The 26,516-nt window shown below is 61.0% G+C and carries 20 protein-coding genes and 2 pseudogenes; 10 read left to right on the top strand and 12 right to left on the bottom strand.

The window, feature by feature from the left end; genetic code table 11:
- Positions 1 to 102: 102 nt before the first annotated feature.
- Entirely contained in the window at positions 103 to 1,023 is a 921-nt protein-coding gene (locus LT42_RS02780) for a DNA-3-methyladenine glycosylase family protein (protein ID WP_052074995.1), read from the bottom strand.
- 186 nt (positions 1,024 to 1,209) lie between these two features.
- Positions 1,210 to 1,890 (bottom strand): hypothetical protein, encoded by a 681-nt coding sequence (locus tag LT42_RS02775; protein WP_037009750.1) that lies wholly within the window; start codon positions 1,888 to 1,890, stop codon positions 1,210 to 1,212.
- Positions 1,891 to 2,369: 479 nt separating this feature from the next.
- Between LT42_RS02775 and LT42_RS02770 the strand changes: the two genes are divergently transcribed.
- Together LT42_RS02770 and LT42_RS02765 are read left to right on the top strand one after the other, a co-directional pair.
- Positions 2,370 to 3,356, top strand: coding sequence for an aliphatic sulfonate ABC transporter substrate-binding protein (locus LT42_RS02770; RefSeq protein ID WP_037009747.1), 987 nt, complete (start codon positions 2,370 to 2,372; stop codon positions 3,354 to 3,356).
- 65 nt (positions 3,357 to 3,421) lie between these two features.
- Positions 3,422 to 4,228, top strand: a complete 807-nt coding sequence (locus tag LT42_RS02765) for an ABC transporter permease (protein WP_037012833.1) — start codon at positions 3,422 to 3,424, stop codon at positions 4,226 to 4,228.
- 325 nt (positions 4,229 to 4,553) lie between these two features.
- Here the strand turns inward: LT42_RS02765 and LT42_RS26145 are convergent, their stop codons facing one another.
- Complete coding sequence (locus LT42_RS26145) at positions 4,554 to 4,676, bottom strand: hypothetical protein (RefSeq protein ID WP_276209483.1); 123 nt, start codon at positions 4,674 to 4,676, stop codon at positions 4,554 to 4,556.
- An 839-nt stretch (positions 4,677 to 5,515) separates the two neighbouring features.
- On the opposite strand from LT42_RS26145, the gene LT42_RS02755 reads away from it, so the two are divergent.
- The 5 genes from LT42_RS02755 (at position 5,516) to LT42_RS02735 (ending at position 10,813) form a co-directional block, all read left to right on the top strand.
- Positions 5,516 to 6,499, top strand: a complete 984-nt coding sequence (locus tag LT42_RS02755; protein WP_052074994.1) for a LacI family DNA-binding transcriptional regulator — start codon at positions 5,516 to 5,518, stop codon at positions 6,497 to 6,499.
- Positions 6,500 to 6,604: 105 nt separating this feature from the next.
- Positions 6,605 to 7,420, top strand: a complete 816-nt coding sequence (locus tag LT42_RS02750; RefSeq protein ID WP_037009741.1) for a sugar phosphate isomerase/epimerase family protein — start codon at positions 6,605 to 6,607, stop codon at positions 7,418 to 7,420.
- On the top strand, positions 7,413 to 8,426 hold the full coding sequence (locus tag LT42_RS02745; RefSeq protein WP_052074992.1) for a sugar kinase: 1,014 nt from the start codon (positions 7,413 to 7,415) through the stop codon (positions 8,424 to 8,426). The genes LT42_RS02750 and LT42_RS02745 overlap by 8 nt, the downstream gene beginning before the upstream one ends.
- A 75-nt stretch (positions 8,427 to 8,501) precedes the next feature.
- Positions 8,502 to 9,818 (top strand): MFS transporter, encoded by a 1,317-nt coding sequence (locus LT42_RS02740; protein ID WP_037009739.1) that lies wholly within the window; start codon positions 8,502 to 8,504, stop codon positions 9,816 to 9,818.
- Between the two features lie 14 nt (positions 9,819 to 9,832).
- Positions 9,833 to 10,813, top strand: a complete 981-nt coding sequence (locus LT42_RS02735) for a 2-hydroxyacid dehydrogenase (protein WP_037009734.1) — start codon at positions 9,833 to 9,835, stop codon at positions 10,811 to 10,813.
- Positions 10,814 to 10,920: 107 nt separating this feature from the next.
- Here the strand turns inward: LT42_RS02735 and LT42_RS26140 are convergent.
- Positions 10,921 to 11,256: pseudogene (locus LT42_RS26140) on the bottom strand (methyl-accepting chemotaxis protein); the annotation flags it as partial.
- 332 nt (positions 11,257 to 11,588) lie between these two features.
- On the opposite strand from LT42_RS26140, the gene LT42_RS02730 reads away from it, so the two are divergent.
- Positions 11,589 to 11,882: a DUF1652 domain-containing protein gene (locus LT42_RS02730; protein WP_081955291.1), complete on the top strand. Its 294-nt coding sequence runs from the start codon at positions 11,589 to 11,591 to the stop codon at positions 11,880 to 11,882.
- A 54-nt stretch (positions 11,883 to 11,936) separates the two neighbouring features.
- Here the strand turns inward: LT42_RS02730 and LT42_RS02725 are convergent, their stop codons facing one another.
- Positions 11,937 to 14,354, bottom strand: coding sequence for a UvrD-helicase domain-containing protein (locus LT42_RS02725; RefSeq protein ID WP_152597642.1), 2,418 nt, complete (start codon positions 14,352 to 14,354; stop codon positions 11,937 to 11,939).
- A gap of 376 nt (positions 14,355 to 14,730) precedes the next feature.
- Between LT42_RS02725 and LT42_RS02720 the strand changes: the two genes are divergently transcribed.
- Positions 14,731 to 15,426, top strand: a complete 696-nt coding sequence (locus tag LT42_RS02720; RefSeq protein WP_037009728.1) for a pirin family protein — start codon at positions 14,731 to 14,733, stop codon at positions 15,424 to 15,426.
- 376 nt (positions 15,427 to 15,802) lie between these two features.
- On the opposite strand, the gene pgm is transcribed toward LT42_RS02720, so the two are convergent.
- From pgm to LT42_RS02690, 7 genes and pseudogenes are all read right to left on the bottom strand, one after another.
- The gene (gene pgm, locus LT42_RS02715) at positions 15,803 to 17,446 is read right to left on the bottom strand and encodes a phosphoglucomutase (alpha-D-glucose-1,6-bisphosphate-dependent) (protein WP_037009726.1); all 1,644 of its coding nucleotides are present in this window, start codon (positions 17,444 to 17,446) and stop codon (positions 15,803 to 15,805) included.
- A 162-nt stretch (positions 17,447 to 17,608) separates the two neighbouring features.
- Entirely contained in the window at positions 17,609 to 19,879 is a 2,271-nt protein-coding gene (locus tag LT42_RS02710; RefSeq protein WP_420806886.1) for an ATP-dependent DNA helicase, read from the bottom strand.
- Between the two features lie 317 nt (positions 19,880 to 20,196).
- Positions 20,197 to 20,595, bottom strand: coding sequence for a hypothetical protein (locus LT42_RS02705; protein WP_037009723.1), 399 nt, complete (start codon positions 20,593 to 20,595; stop codon positions 20,197 to 20,199).
- Positions 20,567 to 21,961: an aminotransferase-like domain-containing protein gene (locus tag LT42_RS02700; protein WP_037009722.1), complete on the bottom strand. Its 1,395-nt coding sequence runs from the start codon at positions 21,959 to 21,961 to the stop codon at positions 20,567 to 20,569. The genes LT42_RS02705 and LT42_RS02700 overlap by 29 nt, the downstream gene beginning before the upstream one ends.
- A gap of 80 nt (positions 21,962 to 22,041) precedes the next feature.
- Positions 22,042 to 23,543: pseudogene (locus LT42_RS02695) on the bottom strand (hypothetical protein).
- Positions 23,540 to 23,680 carry a hypothetical protein gene (locus tag LT42_RS25885; RefSeq protein ID WP_160176706.1) on the bottom strand — a complete coding sequence of 47 codons (141 nt, stop codon included), beginning with the start codon at positions 23,678 to 23,680 and terminating at the stop codon, positions 23,540 to 23,542. Before LT42_RS25885 ends, LT42_RS02695 begins: the two are co-directional and overlap by 4 nt.
- A 405-nt stretch (positions 23,681 to 24,085) precedes the next feature.
- Positions 24,086 to 25,108 carry a zinc-dependent alcohol dehydrogenase family protein gene (locus LT42_RS02690; protein WP_037009720.1) on the bottom strand — a complete coding sequence of 341 codons (1,023 nt, stop codon included), beginning with the start codon at positions 25,106 to 25,108 and terminating at the stop codon, positions 24,086 to 24,088.
- A 478-nt stretch (positions 25,109 to 25,586) separates the two neighbouring features.
- Here LT42_RS02690 and LT42_RS02685 point away from each other — a divergent pair, with 478 nt between their 5' ends.
- Complete coding sequence (locus tag LT42_RS02685) at positions 25,587 to 26,501, top strand: LysR family transcriptional regulator (protein ID WP_037009717.1); 915 nt, start codon at positions 25,587 to 25,589, stop codon at positions 26,499 to 26,501.
- Positions 26,502 to 26,516: the final 15 nt, after the last annotated feature.

Here is a 26,516-nt window from a genome sequence, read left to right as displayed (position 1 = left end):
TCCGACCATCTGGAAGGCGGCTTGGCAACGCTCGCCTGGATCAACCGAATGCTACGCCCGCCAGGCCTGCATGCTATCCACTTCTTGCGCTCAAATTCGCGATCAACCGCCTTTTTGTTTTCCCGCCACATCTGCAGCGGAATTCCAGATGTGCATGGCGGCATACGCCCGCCACGGCCTCCATGCTTCGGCACGCGCCTTGTGCTGAGGCAAGCGCAGCAGGTCTGGCTCCTGCAGCGTCATGAGGTTCATCAGCACCAGATCGGCCGCCGGCCAGGCGTCAGGGTCACGCCATGCGCGCATGGCAATGTACTCCACGGTCCAGGGACCGATGCCGGGCATGGCCAGCAACTGTCGACGCAGATCGCCGATGTCGCCATGACGGACATCCAGGGAGAGCTCGCCACTGGCCACCGCCGCAGCGAGGCGCTGCAGGGTCTCGACCCGCTTGCCGGGCATGCCGATCTTGTCCAGATTGACCTGCGCCAGTGCCTCGGGCGTCGGAAATCGCCAACCGACCTGATGATGGAGGTGGTCGCTGACCTGGACGCCGGCGCGCTGCACCAGCCTCCCGACAATCGTCGTCGCGCCTTTCACGCTGACCTGCTGGCCGACAATCGTACGCACCGCCAGCTCGAAACCGGAAAAAGCCCCCGGCACGCGCAGCCCCGGACGACGCTGCACCAGAGATGCCAGCCACGGATCCCGGGAAAGGCTCTCATCGACCTGCCCGGGTTCAACGTACAGATCGAACATGTGCGAGACCGGCACGACCAGTTCATCTATGTACCGACTGACTTCGCCGTGGGCGGTCGCCAACAGATGCCGCCCATCAGCCGCCATCTCCACCGATAACGCGCCCGGGCAGCCCTTGAACTCGATATTGCGCAGGTAGGCGCCCTCGACCACCGCTTCAACGCCTGCGGTCATGCGGGCTGCGAAGAAGTCGAGCATGCGTTGCCAGTCGAACGGCGGATGAAAAGGGATGAGGCGCGAGGCGTGCGGATGCAGAGGTTCCGGCATGGGGAAAGCCCGTGGCAGTCAGGGTCGGCTGACGCTAACCCAAACCCACGGACGGTACAAATATTGCGGCGCTGTCAGTGCTCAATGCCCGCCGCTACGCGTAAATCGGGACGCGCAATCTGTGGGACCGGCTTTAGCCGGGAAGACGTCGGGAGCCACGCCGCGAATGCCCGTACACACCATCCATCAGCTTGGGCAGCCCACCGCCCCGCCGTCCAGGTTCTGCTTGTAGTTTTCGTACTGCAGGGTGGCTTTGCCATCATTCCATTTGAGGGTCAGAACCAGCACCGAGTCAAAGTCCTCGGCGACCCAGTCGTCGACCAGTTTGATCTTCTCCCCCGACGCCTCCTGGGCAACCTTGTTGATCAACTCCGGCAAGTACCCGTGTGACCAGGCCGTGTAGATGGTGGCGTCGTGGTACTTGTCGCGCATCAACTCATCAGCCAGATCAGCCGTGTCGTTGGCGCCGTAATCGATATTGACCGGCAGGCCCAGTTTGATTGCGCTTGGCCCTACCGTCATCAGCGGGCGAAGGTAACTGTAGGAATGGTCATGTTCGCCTTCCTCAACGTGGCGGCTGGGGTTGGCGGCAAAGATAAAGTCGGCCTTGCCAAACGTGTTGGGCAGCACCGTGGAGAGGTCAATGGCCCGGTTCAGCCCCTGGCAATTCAATTGGCCCAGCCCGCTTTCCGGCTTCTCGGCGTGGCGCAGGAACACCAGGGTCTGAGTGCCATTCTTGGGCTCGGCGTGAACGCCTTTGCCGGCGGCAAACCAGAAAACGGCGGAAGAGATCAGCAGTGCCGGCAGCAGAAAATAGGTCAAGCGCTGCTTTGCGCGTGACCCCACAGGAGACTTGAGAGAATTCATATGGGCATGGATTTCTGATGGCTCATGGTGGGCTCTAACCCGATGCAACGTCCTTGTCAGTGTGCGGCTCGGTGCAGTATGGCGAGCCAATGTTTCTGTATAAGGAACGCGCATCAGACGAGTAAACACTCCAGAGGTTGCACGCAACTCCCTGATTTCCCGATTTAATCGCTGAACGGTCGGATCGGTGTGAGCTCGGCGAACGGCTTTTTGCGGGTGCTTGCTCCCCTGCTCATCAGCCTGACGGCGCCCGCTGTCATGAAACAGCGCAAGTGTTGATCAGCAGACAGTGGATCAACAGGCTGTTGATTCAGGGTCTTTGTTCAGCTCGCTGCAACCCCGAAAGCAGCGGGAAACAACGCCACCCGCCCTTGTGGCATAAAGCCTGCTATATTCCATTTGAGCAGGATGAACAGTTCGGACTGCCGATTCCGTCATAAGCAGCCGCGCGCAGCTTATACCCTTTCAGTGGACACCCCATGACCTCAATCCTCCGTCTGCCGCACGCTTTCAAACTGGTCGCCAGTGCACTGGTACTGGCACTACAATCCCAGGCCTATGCTGCCGAGGCACCTCCGGCTGAGGTGCATCTGGACTACGCCTATTACTCACCCGTAAGCCTGGTGCTCAAGCATTTCGGCTGGCTGGAACAGGCCCTCCCGCAAAGCAAGGTGAGTTGGGTTTTCAGTCAAGGCAGCAACCGCTCGCTGGAGTACTTGAACAGCGGCGGCGTGGACTTTGCGTCTTCCGCCAGCCTGTCTGCTGTTCTGGCGCGGGCCAATGGCAGCCCGATCAAATCGGTTTACGTCTACAGCCGGGCGGAATGGACAGCGTTGGTGGTGGGCAAGAACTCCCCGCTACAGAGCGTTGCCGACCTCAAAGGCAAGAAAATCGCTGCCACCAAAGGCACCGACCCTTATTTGTTCACGCTGCGCGCCCTGCAACAGGCGAAGCTGAGCAAAGACGATGTCGAACTTCTGCATCTGCAACACCCGGACGGCCGCATCGCACTGGAGAAAGGTGACGTCGACGCCTGGGCAGGACTCGATCCGCACATGGCCGCGAGCGAGATTCAGGCCGGCTCGCGTCTGCTGTATCGCAACAAGGATTTCAACAGCTACGGCGTCGTCAGCGTCACCGAGCGCTATGCGAAAGAGCACCCGGAAGCCATCAAGACCGTGCTCGGCGCGTACGAAAAAGCCCGTGAGTGGTCACTCAAGAATCCAGACCAACTGGCGCAATTGGTCGCCACCGAGTCGGGCCTGCCACTGGACGTCGCCAGGCTGCAGCTAAGCCGTACCGACCTCAGCAACCCGCGACTGACAGAGCAGGACACCACCGCGTCGAAGGCAGCTGCACCGATCCTGGTCTCCGAAGAACTGGTGCGCAGAGGCACCGACGTCGGCCAGGTCATCGATCAATTGATCGACCCAAGCTACGCCGACGCGGTCGTCGTCAAGCCATGAGGGAGGCGCACGGCAGCGGTTTGACCGACGGCAGGCTTCGCGGCGCAGAGTCGACATCCCTCGCGTTGAAGGAAGAAATCACAGTCGCCCAAACCCTTGTCACCCGGACGCGTGGGAAATGGCGGTCCCGCTTGAAGGGTCTGGCCGTACCCGTTGCCGTTTTGCTGATGCTGGAAATCGCCGTACGCATCGGCTGGGTGCAGTCGTACCAGATGCCGGCGCCGAGCGAGATTGCTACGACGCTGACTGACCTGGCCGATGGCGCGCTGTGGAAACACATCGGCGCCAGCCTGACCCGGGTGCTGAGCGGGTTCTTGATCGGCGCGGCCGTGGCTCTGGTGTTTGCCGCGTGGGTCGGGCTCAGTCGGGAAGCCGAGGCTTATCTGGAGCCAACATTTGCCGGACTGCGCTCGATCCCGAGCCTGGCTTGGGTGCCGCTGTTGCTGCTCTGGCTGGGGATCGGCGAGACGTCAAAGGTGGTGCTGATCGCCATCGGGGCGTTTTTCCCGGTGTACCTGAACGGTGTGGCGGCCATCCGCAGTGTTGATCGCAAGCTGGTGGAGGTCGGGCAGATGTACCGCTTCAGTCCGCGGCAGATGATCGTTCATGTTTTCTTGCCGGCCGCCCTGCCCGGTTTGTTCACGGGTTTGAGGTCGGGGTTGAGTCTGTCGTGGATGTTTTTGGTGGCCGCGGAGTTGATCGCTGCGACGAAGGGGTTGGGGTATTTGCTCAGTGACGGCCGCGAGACGTCGCGGCCGGACATTGTGCTCGCGGCGATTATCGTGCTGGCGGTGTTGGGTAAATTGACCGATGGGGTACTGGCGATGCTGGAACGGCGATTTTTATCGTGGCGCGATACGTTTAAGGGGTGATGGTTTTTTCTAAGATCAAGACCTAAATCAAGATCAAGATCAAGATCAAGGGCTTCTGCCTAACGGCAGAGCATTTCGCCTTCGGCGAGTTACTTGGAAAAACACCCCAAGTAACCAAGGGTGCCTGCTCCTGGTTAGGCCCCTCCTTCGTCGGGGTTCCCTCACTCCGACGACGCTCCGTGGGCCCGCGCCGAACGGGCATCCATGCCCTGACGGCGCTCTCGCCGCATCCATGCGGCTCGACCCACTGCGCATCGCCTGCGCTCGGCCTGCACCCAAGTCGCGTTTTGCGGTGTCTGGGGTGTAGGTGTTCGAAGATCAAGATCTAGAGCAACGGCAACGGCAACGGCAACGGCAACGGCAACGGCAGCGGCAGCGGCAAAGCAATGGCAATGGCAATGGCAATGGCAATGGCAATGGCAACCGGGATGGGATGGCAACGGCGCATCTTTGGCTTGACCGCGGTCTGTAGGAGCCGGCTTGCTGGCGAATGCGGTGGGCCAGTTATGAAAGTGGCGACTGAACAAATGCTTTCGCCAGCAAGCCGGCTCCTACAGGGGATTGCGTGCGGTCAGTTGGACCGAGTGTGCAGTTGGAACGGTTTCAACCCGGAAGTCTTCGATCCCCTAGTGGTTGGCTGTTGACCTGGCTTTGAACCGGCCTTGGTTTGCTCTTGATTCGCTCTCGATTCACACTTGATCCGCCCTTGATTTGCTCTTGATCAGCTCTTGATCAGCTCTTGATCAGCTCTTGATCAGCTCTTGATCAGCCCTTGACCTCCATACACAAAACGCCCAAACACCGCCAATCGCGACTTGGGTGCAGGCTGAGCGCAGGTCTCGTGGAGTGGGCCGAGCGGCATGGATGCCGCGAGAGCCGCCCCCCGCCATGGATGGCGGATGGCGGCGGGCCCACGGAGCGAGACCGGAGTGAAGGAACCCTGACGAAGGAAGGGCCAAACCAGGAGCAAACACCCTTGGTTACTTGGGGTGTTTTTCCAAGTAATTCGCCGAAGGCGAAACCCGAGGCCGTTAGGCCGACGCTTTTGATGTTGATCCTGATCCTGATCTTGACCCTGATCCGAGCCCAATCACCCCAAACCCGCCGTTAAGCAGATCCCAACCAAACCATATTGACGCCACCCCTCAATCTGTTGTCTCCTGAAACCGGTTTCAGAGCACGCCCGCTCTCCCAAAAACCACCCCAAGCTCCCGCAAGCCTGCTGATAAATCCAATAAGGGTCAGGCCGTGAACAGCATTACGTTACCCACGCGCACCCGCGTCACCATGAACGACGTCGCCGACCTGGCCGGCGTCTCCAAGGCCAGCGTCTCGCGCTTCATCGGCGATGACCGTGCCCTGCTGTCCGAAGCCATCGCCAAACGCATCGAACACGCCATCGAAACCCTGGGCTATCGCCCCAACCAGATGGCCCGCGGACTCAAACGCGGCCGTACCCGCCTGATCGGCATGCTCGTCGCCGACATCCGCAACCCCTACTCCATCGCCGTCATGCACGGCGTCGAAACCGCTTGCCGCAAACACGGCTACAGCCTGGTGGTGTGCAACACCGACCGCGACGACGAGCAGGAACGCCTGCACCTGGCCGCGCTGCGCTCCTACAACATCGAAGGGCTCATCGTGAACACTCTCGGCCATCACCTTGATGAGCTGCGCGAATTGCACACCGAGCTGCCAATGGTGCTGGTCGATCGCAAGGTCGACGAACTGCACAGCGACCTGGTCGGCCTCGACAATCAAGCCGCCGTGCGTCAAGCGCTGGACCACTTGCAGGAGTCTGGCTATCGCGACGTGTTAATGGTCACCGAACCTCAGGACGGCACCAGCTCGCGGATCGAGCGGGTCGATGCGTTCATGGCCGAGATCAGCCAGCGCGCCGGGATGAAGGGCGCGGTGTGTGACACCGGTGAGCACTTGCGCGACCATCTGCGCCAGTTCATCGCGCAAGAAGGTCCCGGCCCTAAGGCGCTGTTCACTGGCAACGGCGTTGCCACCTTGATCACCACCCGCCAATTGCACGAACTGGGCTGTCACTTGTTCGACGACATCGGCCTGATTGCCCTCGACGAACTTGACTGGTACCCGCTGGTGGGCAGCGGCATCACTTCGCTGGCGCAACCCACCCATGAAATGGGTATCACCGCCTTTGAATGCCTGCTGGAGCGCTTGCGTGGCGATCAAGCCCCGGTGCGCCTGTATGACTTCCCCGCGCAGTTGATCCCGCGCGGTTCGACTCGACGACGACGCTGATCAACGGCACTCGCCTACCGCAGGTCAGCGAGTGCCGCGAGGTTCGAACTTTTGCATCGCCTGCTCTTCGAACAAAAATGTAACCGGTTTCAGAGGACAACAATAATGAATCAACCCACCGTTGCCATCAGCCTCGGCGCTTTCGGTGCCGACCTCGTCCGCGCCCAGGGACAGGCCAGTTTCATCCCCCTGCTGGTGAGCGCTGGCGTCAAGCGCATCGAACTGCGTGAAGAGCTGTTCAGCCCTGACGTGGCGCATCAAGATTTACCGGGCCTGGCCCATGCCATTCAGGTCCAGGGGCTGGAGTGCCTTTATTCGGCGCCAATCGAGCTGTGGCTTGAAGGCGACACTAAGCCCAATCCAGAGCTGCAACCGACCCTTGACCGCGCCAGCGCCTGCGGTGCGGTGTGGTTGAAGGTGTCGCTGGGGCATTTCAACGAGCGCTGCGACCTCGCCGCGCTGGCTGACCGGCTTGCGCCCTACGCCGTGCATCTGCTGGTGGAGAATGATCAGACCGAGCATGGCGGCCGCATCGAACCCTTCGTGCAGTTTTTTGCCGCGATCACCGCGCTGCAGATGCCCATCGGCATGACCTTCGACATCGGCAACTGGCGCTGGCATGACCAATTGGCCAGCGACGCCGCGCGCGCGCTGGGCCGTTACGTCGAATACCTGCACTGCAAGGCGATCACCCGTAATGCAGCGGGCAAACTTATCGCCGTGCCGCCGACGCCGGCTGACCTGCAGGACTGGCGGCAACTCATGCAGCACATGCCGACAGGCGTGCCCCGTGCCATCGAATACCCGCTCCAAGGCGACGACTTGCTGGAGGTCACGCGCGAACAGGTTGCCCTGCTTGCCAATCTCGGCAGCTCGTCAACCCCACACTCCACGGAAACGGAGACGCTGAGCCATGTCTGAGATCGATATTTTGTCCTTCGGCGAAACCATGACCATGCTGGTCGCCGAGCAAACCGGCGACTTGGCGCAGGTCCGCCATTTCGAGAAACGCATCGCTGGCGCCGACAGCAACGTCGCCATCGGGCTGTCCCGGCTGGGCTTCAACGTCGCGTGGCTGAGCCGGGTCGGGGACGACTCCATGGGCCGCTTTGTCACTGACAGCCTGCAACAGGAAGGCGTCGACTGCGCCCATGTCACGGTGGACCGGGCTCGCCCGACCGGGTTTCAGTTCAAATCGCTGGAGCTGGAAGGCGCCGACCCGGTGGTTGAGTATTTCCGACGCGGTTCGGCCGCCAGTCACTTGTCGGTCAACGACATCGTCCCCGAGCTGCTCAAAGCCCGGCACCTGCACGCCACTGGCATTCCGGCGGCGCTGTCGGACACCTGCCGAGAGCTGTCCCATGTGCTGATGACGCAAATGCGCGAAGCGGGCCGCAGCGTGTCGTTCGACCCCAACCTTCGCCCTTCGCTGTGGTCGAGCCAGAGCACGATGATCCGGGAGGTCAACCGGCTCGCCAGCCATGCCCACTGGGTCATGCCCGGGATGGCGGAAGGCGAGCTGCTGACCGGATTCGACACACCGGGCGACATCGCGCGGTTTTACCTGGATCTGGGCGCAGAAGCAGTGGTCATCAAACTCGGTGCCGAGGGCGCCTATTGCCGCACGCAATCGATGGAAGCGTTCGTCCCCGGCGTGGCAGTGGACAACGTCGTTGACACCGTCGGCGCAGGCGATGGCTTTGCGGTCGGCGTGATCAGCGCACTGCTGGAAAACCTCGGCCTCGAACAGGCGACGGCCCGCGGCAACTGGATCGGCAGCCAGGTGGTGCAGAGCCGCGGAGACATGGAGGGCCTGCCCTCCCGTGCCGCCCTCGATGCCGCCATGCCTGCCACGGCCCTGCCCGGCAACATGCCCGGCGGCGACATGCTCCGAAACACCAGCGCCTCGCGACGACAGATTGCCTGACCGTCACACGTTGCAAGCCAAACACTGATTAGCATCACCTGCTGCGACAAAAACAACATGCTCAGGGAGCCTGAAATGGAAAAGCTGCTCGAATCCGTCAAACACGCCGGCCTTAAACGCCGCTGGCTGTTGATCATGCCCATCGTTTTCATCACCTACAGCCTGGCCTACCTGGATCGCGCCAACTACGGGTTTGCCGCCGCGTCAGGCATGGCCGAAGACCTGCACATCACCCCCGGCATGTCGTCGTTACTGGGCGCATTGTTCTTTCTGGGGTACTTCTTTTTCCAGGTGCCCGGCGCAATCTACGCGCAGAAAAAGAGCGTTAAAAAGCTGATCTTCGTCAGCCTGATCCTGTGGGGCGGCCTGGCTACGCTGACGGGCATCGTGTCCAACGCCTACATGCTCATCGGCATTCGCTTCATGCTCGGCGTGGTCGAGGCGGCGGTGATGCCGGCCATGCTGGTGTACCTCTGCTATTGGTTTACCAAGGCCGAGCGCTCGCGGGCCAACACCGTGCTGATCCTCGGTAACCCGGTGACCATGCTGTGGATGTCGGTGGTCTCGGGCTACCTGGTGGCGCACTTCAGCTGGCGCTGGATGTTCATCGTCGAAGGTCTGCCTGCGGTGGTCTGGGCGTTTATCTGGTGGCGTCTGGTGGACGAGCGTCCGGCCCAGGCCAAGTGGCTGACCGCTGAAGAAAAGACCGAACTGCAAACGCGCCTTGATGCCGAGCAAGTGGGCATCAAGCCGGTGAAGAACTACGCCGAAGCCTTCCGCTCCCCTCGCGTGCTGCTGCTGGCGGCGCAGTACTTCTGCTGGAGCATCGGCGTCTACGGCTTCGTGTTGTGGCTGCCGACCATCATCAAAAAGGGCATGCAGATGGACATGGTCGAAGCCGGCTGGCTCTCGGCGTTGCCTTATCTGGCTGCGGTGATCGGCATGGTGCTGGTGTCCTGGGCATCTGACAAAACCCAGAAGCGCAAAGCGTTTGTCTGGCCACCGCTGCTGTTGGCCGCCGTTGCCTTCTACGGCTCCTACGCGTTGGGCACCGAGCACTTCTGGTGGTCCTACTCGCTGCTGGTGATCGCCGGCGCGTGCATGTACGCGCCGTACGGCCCCTTCTTTGCCATCGTCCCGGAAATCCTCCCGGCCAATGTCGCCGGTGGTGCCATGGCGCTGATCAACAGCCTTGGCGCACTGGGTTCGTTCGCCGGCTCGTACCTGGTCGGTTACCTGAACGGCGTCACCGGCACGTTGAGCGCTTCGTACCTGTTCATGAGCGGCGCACTGTTGGTGTCGGTTGTTCTGACGCTGTTGCTCAAGCCGGACACCAAGGCGCGGCCCTTGAGCGACACGCCGCAGCCGCGCCCAACGCCTGCCCACTCCTGACCCGGACATTTCCCATGACTGCGCATGTTGTGCTCTACAAAAAACTCTCGGCGCCACTGATGCAACGCCTGCAATCGCAGGCCGAGGTGACGCTGATCGAAGACCCGAAATCCAGTGACGGCCTGGCCCGTCTACGCGACGCCCTGCCCCGTGCCGACGGCCTGCTTGGCGCAAGCCTGAAGCTGGACGCAGGGCTGCTGGACCTGGCGCCGAAGCTGAAGGCCGTGGCCAGCGTCTCGGTGGGTGTCGACAACTACGACATCGAGTACCTGACCCGACGCCGCATTCTGCTCACCAACACGCCGGATGTGCTCACCGAAACCACTGCCGACACCGGCTTCGCGCTGATCATGGCCACTGCCCGCCGGGTGGTGGAACTGGCGACCATGGTCCGCGACGGCCAGTGGACGCACAATCTGGGCCCTGAGCATTTCGGTTCGGACGTGCATGGCAAGACGCTGGGCATCATCGGCATGGGACGGATCGGCGAGGCGGTGGCGCAACGGGGGCATTTCGGTTTCGGGATGCCGGTGATCTATCACAGCCACTCGCCCAAGCCGGCGGTGGAGGCACGCTTCAACGCAGCCTATCGCAGCCTCGACGCGCTGCTGGCCGAAGCGGATTTCGTTTGCCTGACGGTGCCGCTGACTCGCGAAACCGAGGGGCTTATCGGCGCCACGCAATTTGCCCGAATGCGCCCCGAGACGATCTTTATCAACATCGCCAGGGGCAAAGTCGTGGACGAGCAGGCACTGATTGCCGCCCTGCAAAACGGTCAGATTCGCGCGGCTGGCCTGGACGTGTTCGAGCAGGAGCCGGTCAGCGCACATTCGCCGTTGCTGAAAATGAGCAACGTGGTCGCCACGCCGCACATGGGCTCGGCCACCCATGAAACCCGTGAAGCCATGGCCCGTTGTGCGGTGGAGAATCTGCTGGCGGCACTGGCGGGCGAGCGGCCGAAAGACCTGGTCAACCCCACGGCCTGGGAAGGTTGAATATCGGATCGTAGGAGCCGGCTTGCTGGCGAACGTGGTGGGTCAGACGACATCGTTGTGTCGGATGCACAGCGTTCGCCAGCAAGCCGGCTCCTACAGTTCCCGGGCTCTTCGGACGCGCTGGCAATGACCAGGTTGCGCTCGTTGATCTGCGCAATGGCCTCGGTAATCAATTCCAGCGCATCGCCCGCCGAACTGGCGAGGCCCAATGGGGTGCGGGTGCTCTCGGTGTTGCGCGACATCGACTGCACCGCTTCGCCGGTACGCGTCTGAATGCCTGCCACCATTTGCTCGATTTCCGTCGTCGATTGCGCAGTGCGGTGCGCCAGCGCGCGAACTTCATCAGCAACCACGGCAAACCCGCGACCTGCTTCACCCGCACGGGCGGCTTCAATGGCCGCATTGAGTGCCAACAGATTGGTCTGCTCGGCAATCGAACGAATCACGTCCAGCACCTTGCCAATGTCACGTCCTTGCGTGGCCAGACCCTCGACCAAACCGCTGGTGGATTTTCCATGAGGCGCTCATCACCAAGTGCGCCGGTGCGCTATATCGATTCAGCAACAAATCGAATTCGATGCCCTATATAAGCGTGGGGTGACGTTGATCAAAGAAACACGAAATTCTTAATTGTGTAGGAATTATTTCCCGACATTGTCAGAACTCGGTGCTACCTTTAACTGACTCGTGGTCTGCGGGCCGGGCTTCCCTACGCGACGTTTCGATCGCTGCGCAAGTCTGTTCAGACCTGCTGTTTACCTACTCTGCGGAGCTTATGAAGTGCTCAACTGAACGAGGTGGGTTGATGAACAAGGTCACATTCCCCAATGCCTGCCAGCTGATGCGCTGGCATTTTCATCCGGTGGGCTTTGAAGCCAACATGGATGCGCCTGGCAGCATGGTTGCGCGCCTCTTCGACCGCGCCAGTGGGGAAACCGTGATCGCCATCGCCGCCATCCCCTGCGCCACGGTCATGAACGCCACCGACGTGGAGCGCATCATCGAAGCCATCGAGCTTGAAGTCGAAACGTTTATCCCCCGTCGTACGCCCTATCTGAACAGGGCGTAAAACACAGCGGTCAGTCCCGCGCGTCAAGCGGCCAACCCTGTCGCCCACAGGACATCAGACGGTTTCGGCCGGTTGGGCCTTGACCTCAGAGTGGGCGCCTCGGGTGTCGTCGAAAAACGGTTTGTCCGACGCGACCCGTGCGGAGGCGCGGGCGATGGAGGCGTCTTCAGTACCGGCGGCGTCAATGAACCAGTAGCAGTGCCGCACGGCGCGAGTAATGGCCACATAGGCCAGGCGCAACACTTCATCCTTCTGCGCGTTGTCGAACGCTTCCAGGTCCCCTTCCCGGCCGAGACCGGCCAACTGATACACCTGATTCTTGTACGGTGACTGGGTCAGGTGCTGACAGTCGCCCAGCAAAAACACCGCGTCGGCTTGCAGGCCCTTGGCGCTGTGATAGGTGAGCTGTTTCAGGCGACGCTGCTGCGGCGGCAACGCGTAATCGGCGTTGGCAAGGGCCTGAAACGCCTCCGGGAGGCGGCTGCGTTCGCTACCCTTGCGGTAGAGCAGCAGCACAGAGTCGCCGGCGTTGTAATGCTCGGTCAGGAGAGACAGCAGGCGGTCGTCGTCGCGTTCCAGTACGGTTACCGGTACAAGCTCCTGCACCGGACCGCTGGCCCGGGCCTTCTTGCCGCTGATGGCCGGCGCGGCGCGGACGATATGTTCTGCCGCATCGATGATGTGCTGGTGGCTGCGGAAGTTGTCGCTGAGCATGACCTTGGTGGTCGAAGGCGACGAGAACTCCTTGGCAAACTCCATGAAAAACTTCGGTGAACTGCCGCGCCAGCCGTAGATCGATTGCCAGTCATCGCCCACACACAGCAACGACGAACGTTGAGCGCCGCGACCGACGTGCAACGCCGGGCCGCGACTGCGGATTTCGCGCAGAGTCGCACGGATCCACGAGACAATTTGCGGCGACACGTCCTGAAACTCGTCGATCATCAGATGCGACAGCGGCCGCAGCCCGGCATCGCTCACCAGTTTTAGGTTTTCCGGCGAGTTTTCGCCAAACAGGGAAAACATCCGGTTGTAGGTCATGACCGGAGGCGACTGCTCCAGCAAGTGACTCTCGAAGGCTTTCCAGAACAGACTCAAGGCTTCAAAGAAGAACCGGTCGGGGTCCTGGTCGGAAAAGCGCATTTGCGCCACCGCGTCGGCGACGTCCAGCCCGAGGTTTTCGATAAAACTGGCGGCCGCCACAAAACAATCCAGCAGCGGCGCAGCGCTCAGCTCGCCTTTGACCTTGTAATCAAAGCCCGGGCCCGCGACTGCCGCGCCTGACAGGGACTGCATCATGCCGCGCGAAGCCTGGTAGTTTTCCAGCCAGATCACCGGTTTGCGGCAGAACGCCTGGAACAGCGTGCGCTTGATGACCCACTCGGCCCACACGGGCAGCTTGGCGTCCGGGCGGCGCAGATGCTGGTCTTCGCCGGGGTCCAAGCCGAGCACGATCCAGGCATCCAGTTCGGCGGCATAACCGTGGACGTGGAAATTCAGCCCGCTGACTTCGACGGTCTGGCGCATCGGCTCAACGCCCTGAATAGGCCAGGCCCCTGCACGGATCCACAGGTCCTCGATGATGTCGCACAACTCCTCGTCACGCTTGGAGGACAAGCCCATCACCGTGATGCGCTTTTGCACATCAGGGTGATCGCGGTCCAGTTCCTTGAGTTGCAGCGACTGCCGATACAAAGGCGCCATGACTTCACGGAACCGCTCGTTGGCGGCGTAAAGGTCGCGGTAACACAGGTTCATCTGCTGGCGCTGCGCGTCGTTGATGCGCAGGTCGAAAGGGTTGCTGTCGGCGGTGTCGTCAAACAGCTGGCCGGTCTGGCTGCTGAGGTTTTCAAACGCCTGCAGTTGCTCGAACCCCGGGAGGCTGCGCACCAGCGGCAAAATGCGCGAATGGAAGGTGCGAACCACTTCTCGGGCCTCGCGCAGCGTCAACTGGCGTCCCCACAGGGCCATGATGTCGATGAGTTTGTTGATGAAATCCTTGCGCGACTCGCGGGTGAACGTCACCACGGTCATGGAATCCAGCTCGAAGCCCAGGTAATGATTGAGCAGCAACACGCGCAGCACCAGCGACGTGGACTTGCCCGCGCCGGCCCCGGCGATGACATAGGTGGACGGTGTGTCGCTGAAGATCATTTTCCACTGCGCCGCCGTGGGCTGCGCATGAGCCGGCAGTCGCTCGGCCACGTCCGCCTTGATGCGTTTTTTCAGCTCGTTGGTCAGCGGCAGACGCCAGTCGTCGAACAGGTGATCATCGACCCGCGGGCCTCGGTGTTCGAGGGGGCGGGTGTCGCGGATCACCAGCACCTGCCGGCCCTCTTCGATACCGTCCAGATGACCTTCGGCGTAGCCCTCGTTCATGCCTTCGGCATGCCCGTTCAGGTAGCCATCGGCATGACCCTGATGCCAGGACGGCACGTGCTGAGCCTGAATGCGCGACAGGCCCCTACCCATCGCTCGCGCGACCAGGCGTCTGAGAAACGGCAGGCGCTCGGGGGTGGTCAGGTCAGGAGGTAGCTCGTGGGTTGGCTCGGCGGAAAAATCGTGCGGCACGCGGGCTCCGGTATCAGCGTTAACGTCAGGGCGCCTATGGTCGCCGCATTCGCCGTTCAGCTCCAGTGAAATGCTTTGCGCTCATGGAGTTAGTCGATAAAGGGGGCAAAGTTCAAGGCTTTGGGAGCGCCTACCCAATCGATTTTTTCGATAGTTATCACGCAATAATCACGCTTTTTATCGATATCTCGTTGATAGATCATTGCTCCATCGACTGAACAAGTCATCACCAGCGGCGCCCTGCCATAGGCCCGGCCCTGCTACGGAGGAACTGATCATGCTGCAACTTCGACCTTTCAAATCCCTGGGCGGCGCAGACCACGGCTGGCTGAATGCCCACCACCACTTTTCGTTCGCCAACTACTACGACCCGAGCCGCATGAGCTGGGGCCAGTTGCGGGTCTGGAACGATGACGTGATCGAGGCCGGCACGGGCTTCCCGCGCCATCCGCATCGGGACATGGAAATCATCACCTATGTTCGTGAAGGTGCCATCACCCACGAGGACAGCCTGGGCAACCGTGGCCGTACGGAAGCGGGCGATGTGCAGGTCATGAGTGCCGGCACTGGCGTTGCGCACAGTGAATACAACCTGGAGTCGAAAGAGACGCGGATTTTCCAGATCTGGATCATGCCGGACGAAGTCGGCGCGCCACCGTCCTGGGGTGCCAAGCCGTTTCCGAAAGGGGATCGCGAGGGTTTCGTGACGTTGGCGAGCGGCAAGAAGGATGACGACATCGAGTTGCGTATCCGTGCAAATGCTCGTCTGGTGGCGGCGAACCTGAAGGCAGGTGAGACCGCGGAGTACGCGCTGGATGAAGGCCGTCGGGCCTATCTTGTGCCTGCCACCGGGCTGATCGAAGTCAACGGTGTGCGTGCCGAGGCGCGTGATGGTGTGGCGGCTGAAGATGAGCGCGTCTTGCGAGTGACGGCTATCGAAGACAGCGAAATAGTACTGGTGGACGTGGCTTGATGTAGTGGTTTTTTGAAAAGCCCTGGTTTCGTGAGAAGCCGGGGCTTTTTGTTTGGGTTGTGGTTGAGGGTCAAGAGCGTCTGCCTAATGGCAGACCTGTTTCGCCTTCGGCGAGTTACTTGGAAACAGTCGAAAGTCGCACCATCCCCAAGTAACCAAGGGTGCTTGCTCCTGGTTTGGCCCCTCCTTCGTCGGGCCCGACCGGGAGCACAAGCCCTTGGCTGCTCTTTGAAACCGAAGGCGGGGCTTTATCAAGTAGCTCGCCGAAGGCGAAACGATCTGCCGTTAGGCAGATGCAATTGACCTCCGTACGCTAAGCATCAGCACCACCACGCATATTCGAGACGTGCTCGATACACGGGTCGGGACGAAAGCATCAGGGTGCTATCGCACCATCCACCAGCACTTGCGCCTCAGCCACCAGACGCTTGAGGTGATCTTCGCCCTTGAAGCTCTCGGCGTAAATCTTGTAAATGTCCTCGGTACCCGACGGCCGCGCGGCGAACCAGCCGTTCTCGGTAATGACCTTCAGACCGCCAATGGCCTGATCATTCCCCGGTGCCTTGCTCAGGATCTGCTCGATCTTCTCACCCGCCAGCTCCGTCGAAGTCACCTGGTCCGGGGACAGCTTGCTCAGCAACGCCTTCTGCTCGAAATTGGCCTTGGCCTCGACCCGGGTCGACACCGGCTCGCCCAACTCATCCGTCAGCGCCTTGTACATCTCGCTCGGGTCGCGGCCTTCGCGCGCGCGAATCTCGGCTGCCAACAACGCAGGAATCAGACCGTCCTTGTCGGTGGTCCAGACCGTGCCGTCTCGACGCAGGAAGGACGCGCCGGCGCTTTCTTCGCCACCGAAACCCAGCGAGCCTTCGTACAACCCTTCGGCGAAGAACTTGAACCCGACAGGCACTTCATAGAGGCGGCGACCCAGGCGTTGTGTCACCCGATCAATCATCCCGCTGCTCACCACCGTCTTGCCGACAGCCGCATCCGAACGCCAGTCGGGGCGGTTCTGGAACAGGTAATCGATGGACACCGCCAGGTAATTGTTCGGCGCCAGCAGGCCGCCGGTTGGCGTGACGATGCCGTGACGGTCGTGGTCCGGATCACAGGCGAAAGCCACCTGGAAACGGTCTTTCAGACCGATCAGGCTTTGCATCGCAAAATTGGACGACGGGTCCATGCGAATCTTGCCGTCCCAGTCCACGCTCATGAAGCGGAAGGTCGGATCGACGAACTTGTTCACCACTTCCAGGTTCAGGCCGTAGTGCTCACCGATCGCCGACCAGTAACGCACGCCTGCCCCGCCAAGCGGGTCTACGCCCAGCTGCAGGTTGGCGCCACGAATCGCGTCCATGTCGATGACGTTTTTCAGGTCCGCGACGTAGGTGTTGATGTAATCGTGACGATGGGTGGTGTCGGCGCGCAGGGCTTTCTCGTGGGTCATGCGGGTGACGCCGATGACACGCTCGGCGAGCAGCTCGTTGGCTTTGTTCTCGATCCACTTGGTGATGTGAGAGTCGGCCGGACCGCCATTGGTGGGGTTGTACTTGAAGCCACCACTCTCAGGCGGATTATGCGACGGCGTGATGACGATGCCGTCAGCCAGTCCTGACGTACGGCCGCGGTTGTAGCAGATGATCGCGTGGGAAACCGCCGGGGTCGGGGTGTATTCGTCGCCCTCGGAAATCATCACGGTTACGCCGTTGGCCGCCAGCACTTCCAGCGCCGTAGCGGCGGCCGGGGTCGACAGGGCATGGGTATCAGCGCCAAGGAACAGCGGACCATCAATGCCGTTGGCCTGGCGGTACAGACAGATCGCCTGACTGATGGCCAGGACGTGCCATTCATTGAAGCTCAGCTCGAAGGAGCTGCCGCGGTGCCCGGAGGTACCAAAGGCGACACGCTGGGTCGCCACCGACGCATCGGGCTGGCCGGTGTAATAGGCCGTCACCAGACGAGGAAGATCGACCAGCAATTCTGCGGGCGCCAGTTTGCCCGCGAATGGACTGATACTCATGCGAAACCTCCGTGGATGAAAAAACAGGAAATGACAAAAAGAAAGATCCCCGACGAACCGGGAAATGACCTGAAACACCGACTGCGCGGCAGTTTACTGGCAGTTGGACCGTTGCGCTCGGCTATCGATCCGTAACGCCCTGAGACAATTGGCCGGGGACGGCTAAAGTTGCCACCACGCGGGCAGAAGCTGCTGGATCTTGCGCTCGGCGAAGCGGTCATCGATCAATACCACCACGCCGCGGTCGTCCTGGCCACGGATCACCCGTCCCGCAGCCTGTACCACCTTCTGCATGCCGGGGTACAGATAGGTGTAGTCGTAACCGGCGCCGAATAACAGGCTCATGCGCTGTTTAAGTTGCTCGTTCACCGGGTTGATCTGGGCCAGCCCCAAGGTCGCGATGAACGCGCCAATCAAGCGCGCCCCCGGCAGGTCAATGCCTTCGCCGAAGGCGCCGCCGAGTACCGCAAAGCCAATGCCTTGACTGTCCGGCGTGAAGCGATCAAGAAACGCCTGCCGATCAGCTTCCCCCATGCCGCGTGACTGCTTCCACACTGTCACCTGCGGATGGCTGCGCTCCATCAGCTCGGCGACCTGCTGCAGGTAGTCAAAACTGCTGAAGAACGCCAGGTAGTTACCCGGCCGGGCTTCGAACTGACGGGCGATCAGCTCGACTATCGGCGCCAGCGACGCCTGTCGGTGAGTGAAACGGGTGGAAATACGGCTGACGATTTCTACATCCAGCTGCGAGCGCTGGAACGGCGACTCGACGTCGACCCAGGCCGTCGTGTCAGGCAAGCCCAGTAGGTCCCGGTAGTAATGGCGCGGATTGAGCGTCGCGGAGAACAACACGGCGCTGATCGCGGCAGTCAGGCGTGGGCGCACAAATCCGGCCGGCACCACATTGCGCAGACACAGGCGCGACAGCGCTTTGCTGCCCAGTTCGCGCTTGCTGATGTCGAACAGAAAGTGCTCGTCGAACAGTTCAGCGATGCGCCCGAACTGAATCGCCTCGAAGTAGAAGCTCTGCAGTTCACCATTGGCGGCATGCGGGTGTTCGTTGAAGTAATCGCCGAACGTCGTAATGCACTGGCTAAGGGTGTTGAGAAATCTGGCTGGCGTGGCGGCGTACGCCTGATACGGCGCCAACTGCTCCTTATGCAGAGCGTTCCACTCGCGGTTGAGCCGCTGCAGGGCTTTTTTCACCGGCTCCGGGGCACTCTGGCGCACTTGATTCATGCTGTGCTGATCAAGGGTCGCGCTGTACATCTGCCGCGCCCGCTCGACCATGTTGTGCGCCTCGTCCACCAGCACCGCGACGCGCCACTGATTGAACTGACAGAGGCCAAAGAGCATGCCGCTGAGGTCGAAATAGTAGTTGTAGTCGGCGATCACCACGTCCGCCCAGCGCGCCAGTTCCTGGCTCAGGTAATAGGGGCAAATTCCGTGGCGCAGCGCCACCTCGCGCGTACCCGCCTGATCAAGCCACGGCGCAGTCATCGCGTCGGCCCGCGCTGCGGGCAATCGATCGTAGAACCCCTTGGCCAGCGGGCACGAGTCGCCATTGCAGGCGTTTTCCGGGTATTCGCAGGCCTTGTCGCGCGCCACCATCTCAAGCACCCGCACACCCAGGTGCGGAGCGCTGCGCGCGATGACACTCAGGGCATCCAACGCCAGCTTGCGCCCCGGCGTTTTTGCAGTGAGGAAAAACACTTTGTCCAGCTTGCGGGTCGGCGCGGCCTTGAGCATCGGAAACACAGTGCCGATGGTTTTGCCAATACCGGTGGGTGCCTGCGCCATCAGGCATCGCCCGGTGCTCACCGCCTTGTAGACCGACTCGGCCAGCGCACGCTGCCCGGTACGGAAAGCAGGATGGGGAAACTTCAATGCACTCAGCCCGTGGTCACGCGCCTCGCGGTGCGCCAACTCTTGCCGGGCCCAGCGCAGAAAAATGCCCGCCTGGGCCTCGAAGAAAGCCTGCAGCTCGGGCGCCGTGAAGCGTTGCTGCACAAGGGTCTCGTGCTCGCTGATGATGTTGAAATACACCAGCGCGAGATTCACCTCGGTCAACTGCATTTGCTGGCAGAGCAGCCACCCGTACACCTTGACCTGAGCCCAGTGCAGTTGACGATGATTGGCAGGCAGGCTCGCGAGATCGCCGCGATAGGTCTTGACCTCCTCAAGCTGATTGAGCTCCGCGTCATAACCATCTGCCCTGCCGCGGATCGTCAGCTCATGAAACACCCCGCTCAGCGCCACCTCAGACTGATACCCGGGCCCGCGCCGAGCTGCCACCGTTCGATGGCCGACAATCCCCTCCTGCGCCGTGGGCGACGGCGTAAAACGCAAATCCAGATCCCCCGCCTTCGCCGTGAACTCGCACAACTCCCGCACCGCCACCCGATAACCCGTTTCAGGATCGGCAGCCGCCACCGGCACAGACGCCACAGGCGCTGCACGCGGATCGGATGAAAGACTGGAAATGGAAGTCACTGAACGGTCAAACCAACGATCGGAACACTGGACGGACGCACAGATAACAGCTCAAAGCTGCGCAGGCAAATGCAAACGGATTGACGGGCAGAAATCACATAACCGCGAGCCTATCGCATCGCGCATATTCCAGGTGCCGACTAACCCAACGACACAGATCATCGACCATCGACCATCGACTATCAAATTGGATGATCCACCGCATTCGCCAGCAAGCCGGCTCCTACAGGGGCGGTGTTCAGCCAGTGGGACCGGCTTCAGCCGGGAAGCTTATGATCTGGTTTTTGATCTTGATCTTGATCTTGATCTTCAAACACAAAAAGCTCAGTCACCACCCATCGCGACTTGGGTGCAGGCTGAACGCAGGTTTTGCGCAGTGGGTCGAGCCGCATGGATGCGGCGAGAGCGCCGTCAGGACATGGATGTCCGTTCGGCGCGGGCCCACGGAGCGGGACCGGAGTGAAGGAACCCCGACGAAGGAGGGGCCAAACCAGGAGCAGGCACTTTTGGTTACTTTTAGTGCTTTTTAAAAGTAACTCGCCGAAGGCGAAACCCGAGGCCGTTAGGCCGACGCCTTTAATCTTGATCTTGATCTTGATCTTGATCTTGATCTTGAAAATCCAAGCCTCAACCCAACCGCTCTTGCCCCAACGCATTCCTCACAATCACCAGCATCGACTCAATATTCTGCGCCCAATCCACCGTCCCGCTGATCCGCAAACTCTGCTGATGCAACCCCCTCGCGCTGAACAACTCCCCCGGCGCAACTACGATTCGCTGCTCCAGCAATCGATTGAACACCCGCGCCGTATCCACCCGATGCTTGCTCTCCAGCCACAGCGACGCCCCGCCGCGAGGCCGCAAAAACCGGACCTCGTCCCCCAGATACAGCTCAACCGCGCCCGACAACTCATCCATCCGCAACTTCAAGCGGCTGCGCAACTCATGCAGATGCCGGTCCAGCTGCCCCGACGCATAAAGCCGCGCAACCGCCTTCTGCCGAACCGGCGGTAAACGAAACGAACGCAGCACCCACTGCTCGTGCCAGAGCGGGCGCGAATGGCGGCTCAACAAATAGCCGAACGGCGCCTCCAGCCCGATCGTCTTGTCGAACGCGCCCAGTACCAACAGGCGCTGTGGGTCGATCAGATCCCGGAACGGCGGATGGCCCTCCTCGAAACACAACGCCCCATGGCAATCGTTCTCCAGCACCCACAGCCCGTGAAGGTTCAATACCTCTGCCATCTGCGCGCGCCGTTCGCGAGGCTGAAGCTGGCCGCGGACCGGGTCCATCTGCGAGGAAATGATCGCCATTTTCACAGCCTCTCGCTGGATCACCGCCCCCAGGTCGTCCACGTCTATTCCGCCGTGGGCGTCGGCAGAGACCTCGATCACGCGGATGCCGAACGACTGCAGTGTGCGCAGAATCCCCCAGCCACACGGGGACTCCACCAAGACCGCGCAGTCCCGCAATTGCAGCGCCTTGATGACCGCCTTCAAGACGGCGGTCTTGTCCGGCCCGATGAACACATTGTCCGGGTGCCAGCAATGCTCGGTCGACGAGGTGTAGTAACCGGCCAGCGACGTGCGTAATTCAATATCGCCGAACGGCTGGAACTGCGGGTCGGGCGGGCAAGGATAATGGCGCATGAGGTCGCGCTCGGCGCTGAGCAGCGCGCCGTGAAGGGACACCAGCAACGTCGGCTCATCGACACCAAAGATGAACATGTCAGTGCGCCGTGCGCCGGCATGAAAGCGTGTAAACACATCGTCGCCCTCGCAAGGGGCGTCGTGGCAGGGGTTGGGCAGCGCGTAATAACCGGATTTGGGCACGGAACAGATCCGCCCCTCCCTCTCAAGCAAGCTGTACGCGTTTTGTACGGTTGAAATCGACACCCGTAACCGTCTTGCCAGCAGGCGTAACGATGGCAAGCGCACAGCTGGCCCGGTGGAGATCTCATTGGTCAACCGCAGCAAGTAGCGATACACCATCTGGTAGGCAAAATCGGTCTTGTTGTCCATAACACCCCCATCCGTGCGCCTGGCGCAGGGTCGTCGCAGAAAGAGCCAGCGGATCGCCCCGGCCCGTTAAACCGCCGCGCTCAGCGGCCTGAGATCACTTCGCTCGTCAACGTTCCCGTGAGCGGATCCACCGTCACCACCCGACGCTTGTCGGGGTCGGCTGCACGCACGCGCGCGATAATCGAACTGTCGTCGTTAAAGTCCACGCGACCCTTGGCGTAAAGCGATTGCAGTCCCTTCAAGCTCAGGCCGCTGACATCCACCAGCCAATGCTCCACCAGGTCCGGCGCGAGCTGGCCAGCCAACGCCTTGTGCAGGTCACTCAGCCCGACCAGCATGCCCGGATGGTATCGACGCAGGAACGCTTCGAGCCGCGCGCCAGCGTCCACAAAGGGCGAAAACAGCAGGCACACCCACTGCGTCTCGCCCAGCCCGAATGCCTCCTGACCATAGCCTTCGGCCAGCTGCCGGCGATCCTGGATTTTTCCAGGGCTGTCGTACGCGGCGAGCGCCTGGGTGATAAGCCGCCCTGGCATGCGCTTGCGGCGCATCAGTGTGGCGGCCACTTCAAGGTATTGGGCGATGCCCTCGTCGTACGAACGATCTTCGATGAACTCGGCCCTCAAGCCCCGCAGGTGCGCCATGAGCAGCGGGTTGGCGCAGTCCGACTCACTGAAATTGAACGCAAGATCGTCGAAGCGGAAGCCCAGGAAATCCGTCAGCAGTGCCCAGTGCTCATGGGCCCGAAAGCCGATGAGGTCAGCAGCCGTCAGCAGGGTGGGCGCCATGCTTCGGTGCGGGTAAAACGGCGGGCGGGTGTAGCCCGACGGTTGCGCAGCGTTGCCGTACAGCGCCTGGTAGTACTCGCTTGCAACGGTGTCGATGACGTTCAACGCTCCGCTGAACCCCAACGTGTGCCAGGGCGCGAGGTTCTCTTTGCCGTGCCGGGCAAGACGCGTGATCCACGCAGCGTACTGCTTTTGCTCCTTGAGCGAGTCCGCGCTGATCAGCGCATCGACGCCGTCCCCCCAACACGCAGCACGGACCATGAACTCGGCCATGCCCAGGTAGCAGCTGTTGCAAAAGGTGGCCCGGGCGTCCCCAGCCGTCAGGTGGCCGGCCAATAGCAGATCGGAGCGGTTCTGCTCACGGCCTGCGCTGGAAAACGGCAAGTCCGCTTCGAAGATCTGCGCATATTGATGGTCGATTACCAGCAGCTCGACCCTCGGGTCGTCGTGCATGAACAGGGCGGAGTAGCAGCGATCGATATTGCCCATCACGGCTGAGGTAATACCGGCATGCCGCATATTGGCCACTCGCAGCCTGAACGTTGCCGGCCCCCTGGCAGCGATGGTCAACTGCGCGGCGCGCAACATGGCAACGGTGTACGCGCTGTCCTTGCCACCGCCAAACGCCACCAGCACTTTATAACCGCCGATCTTGTCGATTCCCCCGCGGCAACTACCAGGCGTTGAATCAATAGTTGCAGCGCCGTTCGTTCGTTGCGGTTCAAATAACCTGACAAGCGTTGCAGCACTTGTTGGTATACGTAGTTCATGGCTTGTTCGTGCATGGCACTCATGGCGTCACAACCCGGTTGCCCTTAACCGACAGAATGTTGGTTTCAGAACTGATAAAGCAGACGATATTCGCAGGGGCTGCAAAGGCCGCAGCACTGGCGTGGGCGGGCACGGCATTCGGCGGCAGGTCATCAAACATTGCCTCATTCCTTGAGTTTTAATTATTGATGAGATTATCGGCCTCAGAGAAATAATTACAAGCCGGCAACCACCGACATAAAAGCAGCGGTTTTTCCGCGCACAAAGAGGCGCATTAAACAGACCTGTTTAATGGCATGAATAAACGGATGTTTAAACAGAGCGGATAAAACAGGAACAGTGAACCCGCTCGGCTGACGCAACTCCACGAGATCAGTCACATAGGAATGTTGTGAACGTCGTTTATAAAACTAAACTTCAATAAACAAAAAGCCTTCCGGACTTTGCGGGAAGGCTTGAATGTGACCTGTGACCTGTGACGTGTTGGCTACCTTCTACCGGTCTCCAACCTGATCCCGACGCCAGGTCAAAGCGTCGAGCATTCAATAAGCGCGATGATCTGCGCTCAGGATGGATCAACCTCAACCACGATGCGACCACCGACCGGGCAGCCGTCCATCAAACGATGGGCTTCGACCAACTGATCGAACGGGAACACTTTGGTGATCTGCGGAACCAGCATGCCATCGGCCGTCATCTGATTGATGTCGCGCAATGCACGTTTGATCGCCTCTTCGTCCTGCTTGATGCCCAGCTCAGGCTTGCCGGTGAAGTTACCCACGCAATGCACGAAGAACTGGATGTTCTTCTGGAACGCCGCGCATGCCGGGAACGGGGTCTGGTTACCGCCCTGCAGCCCGTAGAGAATCAGGCTGCCACGAGGCGCCAACACATCGCCCAGCATCGACATTTGTGGACCGCCCAGGCCGTCCAGAACGATGTCCACGCCGCGGTTGTCCGTGTACTTGTTGATCGCCAGAAGCAGATCCTGCTCCTCGGTGACGATCACCTTGTCAGCGCCCATCTTCAGCAAATACTCGCGGCAGGTGTCGGTCTTGGTCGCCGCGATCACCTTGATCCCCAACGCCTTGCCCAATTGCACAAAAGCAGGACCTGCACAGTGACTGGCATCGGTCACCAGCGCCGTTTGCTCGGGTTTGGCCCGCGCAAGCTCGACGAACGCGAAATAGGCCACCAGCATCGGCGTGTAATGAACCGCCGCTTCATTGGGGGTCAGCACGTCGGGATACAGGGTAACGGCGTTACGCGGCAGCAGGATCAGCTCGCCGTATACCGGGTGCACGTTAGGGTCTGCCGAGGGAAAGCTGGCAACTTTGTCGCCTACCTTCAAATCGCTCACACCTTCACCCACGGCGGTGATGACGCCCGCCATTTCGGAACCCAGCCCGGCAGGAAGGCGGGCCTGGGATGAAGCCAGATTTTGTCGCCACAGCACGTCGTACCAGGTGACGCCGATTGCCTGAACGCGCACTTGCACCTCACCGGGTGCAGGCAACGCGACGGGCAGCTCTTCTACTTTGAGCACCTCGGCCGGACCGAACTGATGAAAACGGATCGTGCGGGACATTTCGAACCTCGCCTTATGAACCTTGATGCCATGAACTCTATCCGGGCGCTGCCGGTAACACTATCAGTGGCTATTAATAGTCGACATGCCTGCCATCGATTGTGATGGCGACGGCGGCTGCCGGATCTGCGTCGACCGTCCCGGGCCTGCAGGGCGCACATTGTTGTGTGCCTGTGGCGACATTGCAACCCGGCGCCGTGAAACGCCGGGTTGTACACGTGCGCCCTGCTCTGCACCGGTCCAATTTAGCTGGATTACAAATGGCCAGTATGTAGGGTTGGGTCGCCTTCTGCTCGCAAGGTTCACATGACACGCCTGGACGGACGGCAAAAGCCCGCGAGAAACGCATTTACACTGCTGTAGGAAAATTCAACAATGCAGACCGCCGGTATTTACCCGTAATATCCTTGGCTGAGCTGAACACGTGGCGCGCGTCTGGGCCGCCCATGAATCGACCAATGTCCCCGAGACCCCCGTCATGAATCGCAACGACCTGCGTCGCGTTGACCTCAATCTGCTCATCGTTTTTGAAACACTGATGCATGAACGCAGCGTCACCCGCGCCGCCGAGAAGCTGTTTCTCGGCCAGCCGGCGATCAGCGCAGCGCTGTCGCGACTGCGCGGGCTGTTCGACGATCCGCTGTTCGTGCGCACGGGGCGCAGCATGGAGCCAACCGCACGAGCGATCGAGATCTTTGGTCTGCTGTCCCCTGCGCTCGATTCCATCTCAACCGCTGTCAGCCGCGCGGCAGACTTCGATCCGGCCACCAGCACCGCCGTGTTCCGCATCGGCCTGTCCGATGAGGTCGAATTCGCCCTGCTGCCCCCGCTGCTCAAGCGCCTGCGCTCGGAGTCGCCGGGGATCGTGCTGGTGGTGCGCCGGACCAACTACATCCTCATGCCCGCCCTGCTGTCGTCGGGCGAAATTTCCATTGGCGTGAGCTATACCGATGATTTGCCGGCCAACGCCAAGCGCAAAGTGCTGCGCCGCAGCAAGCCCAAACTGCTGCGCGCCGACACCATGCCGGGGCCAATCACCCTGGACGACTTCTGCGCACGGCCCCATGCACTGGTGTCCTTCGCCGGCGACCTGGGCGGCTTCATCGACGAGCACCTGGAACAAATCGGACGCAAACGCCACGTCGTGCTGGCGGTTCCGCAGTTCAACGGGCTGGCGACGCTGATTGCCGGAACCGACATCGTTGCCACCGTGCCGGACTACGCGGCTGCCGTGCTGACGGCTGCGGGCGGTGTGCGCTCGGAAGAACTGCCGATCGAATCTCGCACGTTCGAGCTGCACATGGCCTGGCGCGGCTCGCAGGATAATGATCCTGGGGAGCGCTGGTTGCGGTCGCGCATTCAGATGTTTTTTGGGGATCCTGACAGCCTTTGACACCCTGCCCGCAGC

It is taken from the genome of Pseudomonas lutea, assembly GCF_000759445.1.
GTDB lineage: Bacteria > Pseudomonadota > Gammaproteobacteria > Pseudomonadales > Pseudomonadaceae > Aquipseudomonas > Aquipseudomonas lutea.
The sequence above is the reverse complement of the archived record's forward strand: the minus strand, read 5'-3'. Positions and strand labels throughout refer to the sequence as shown.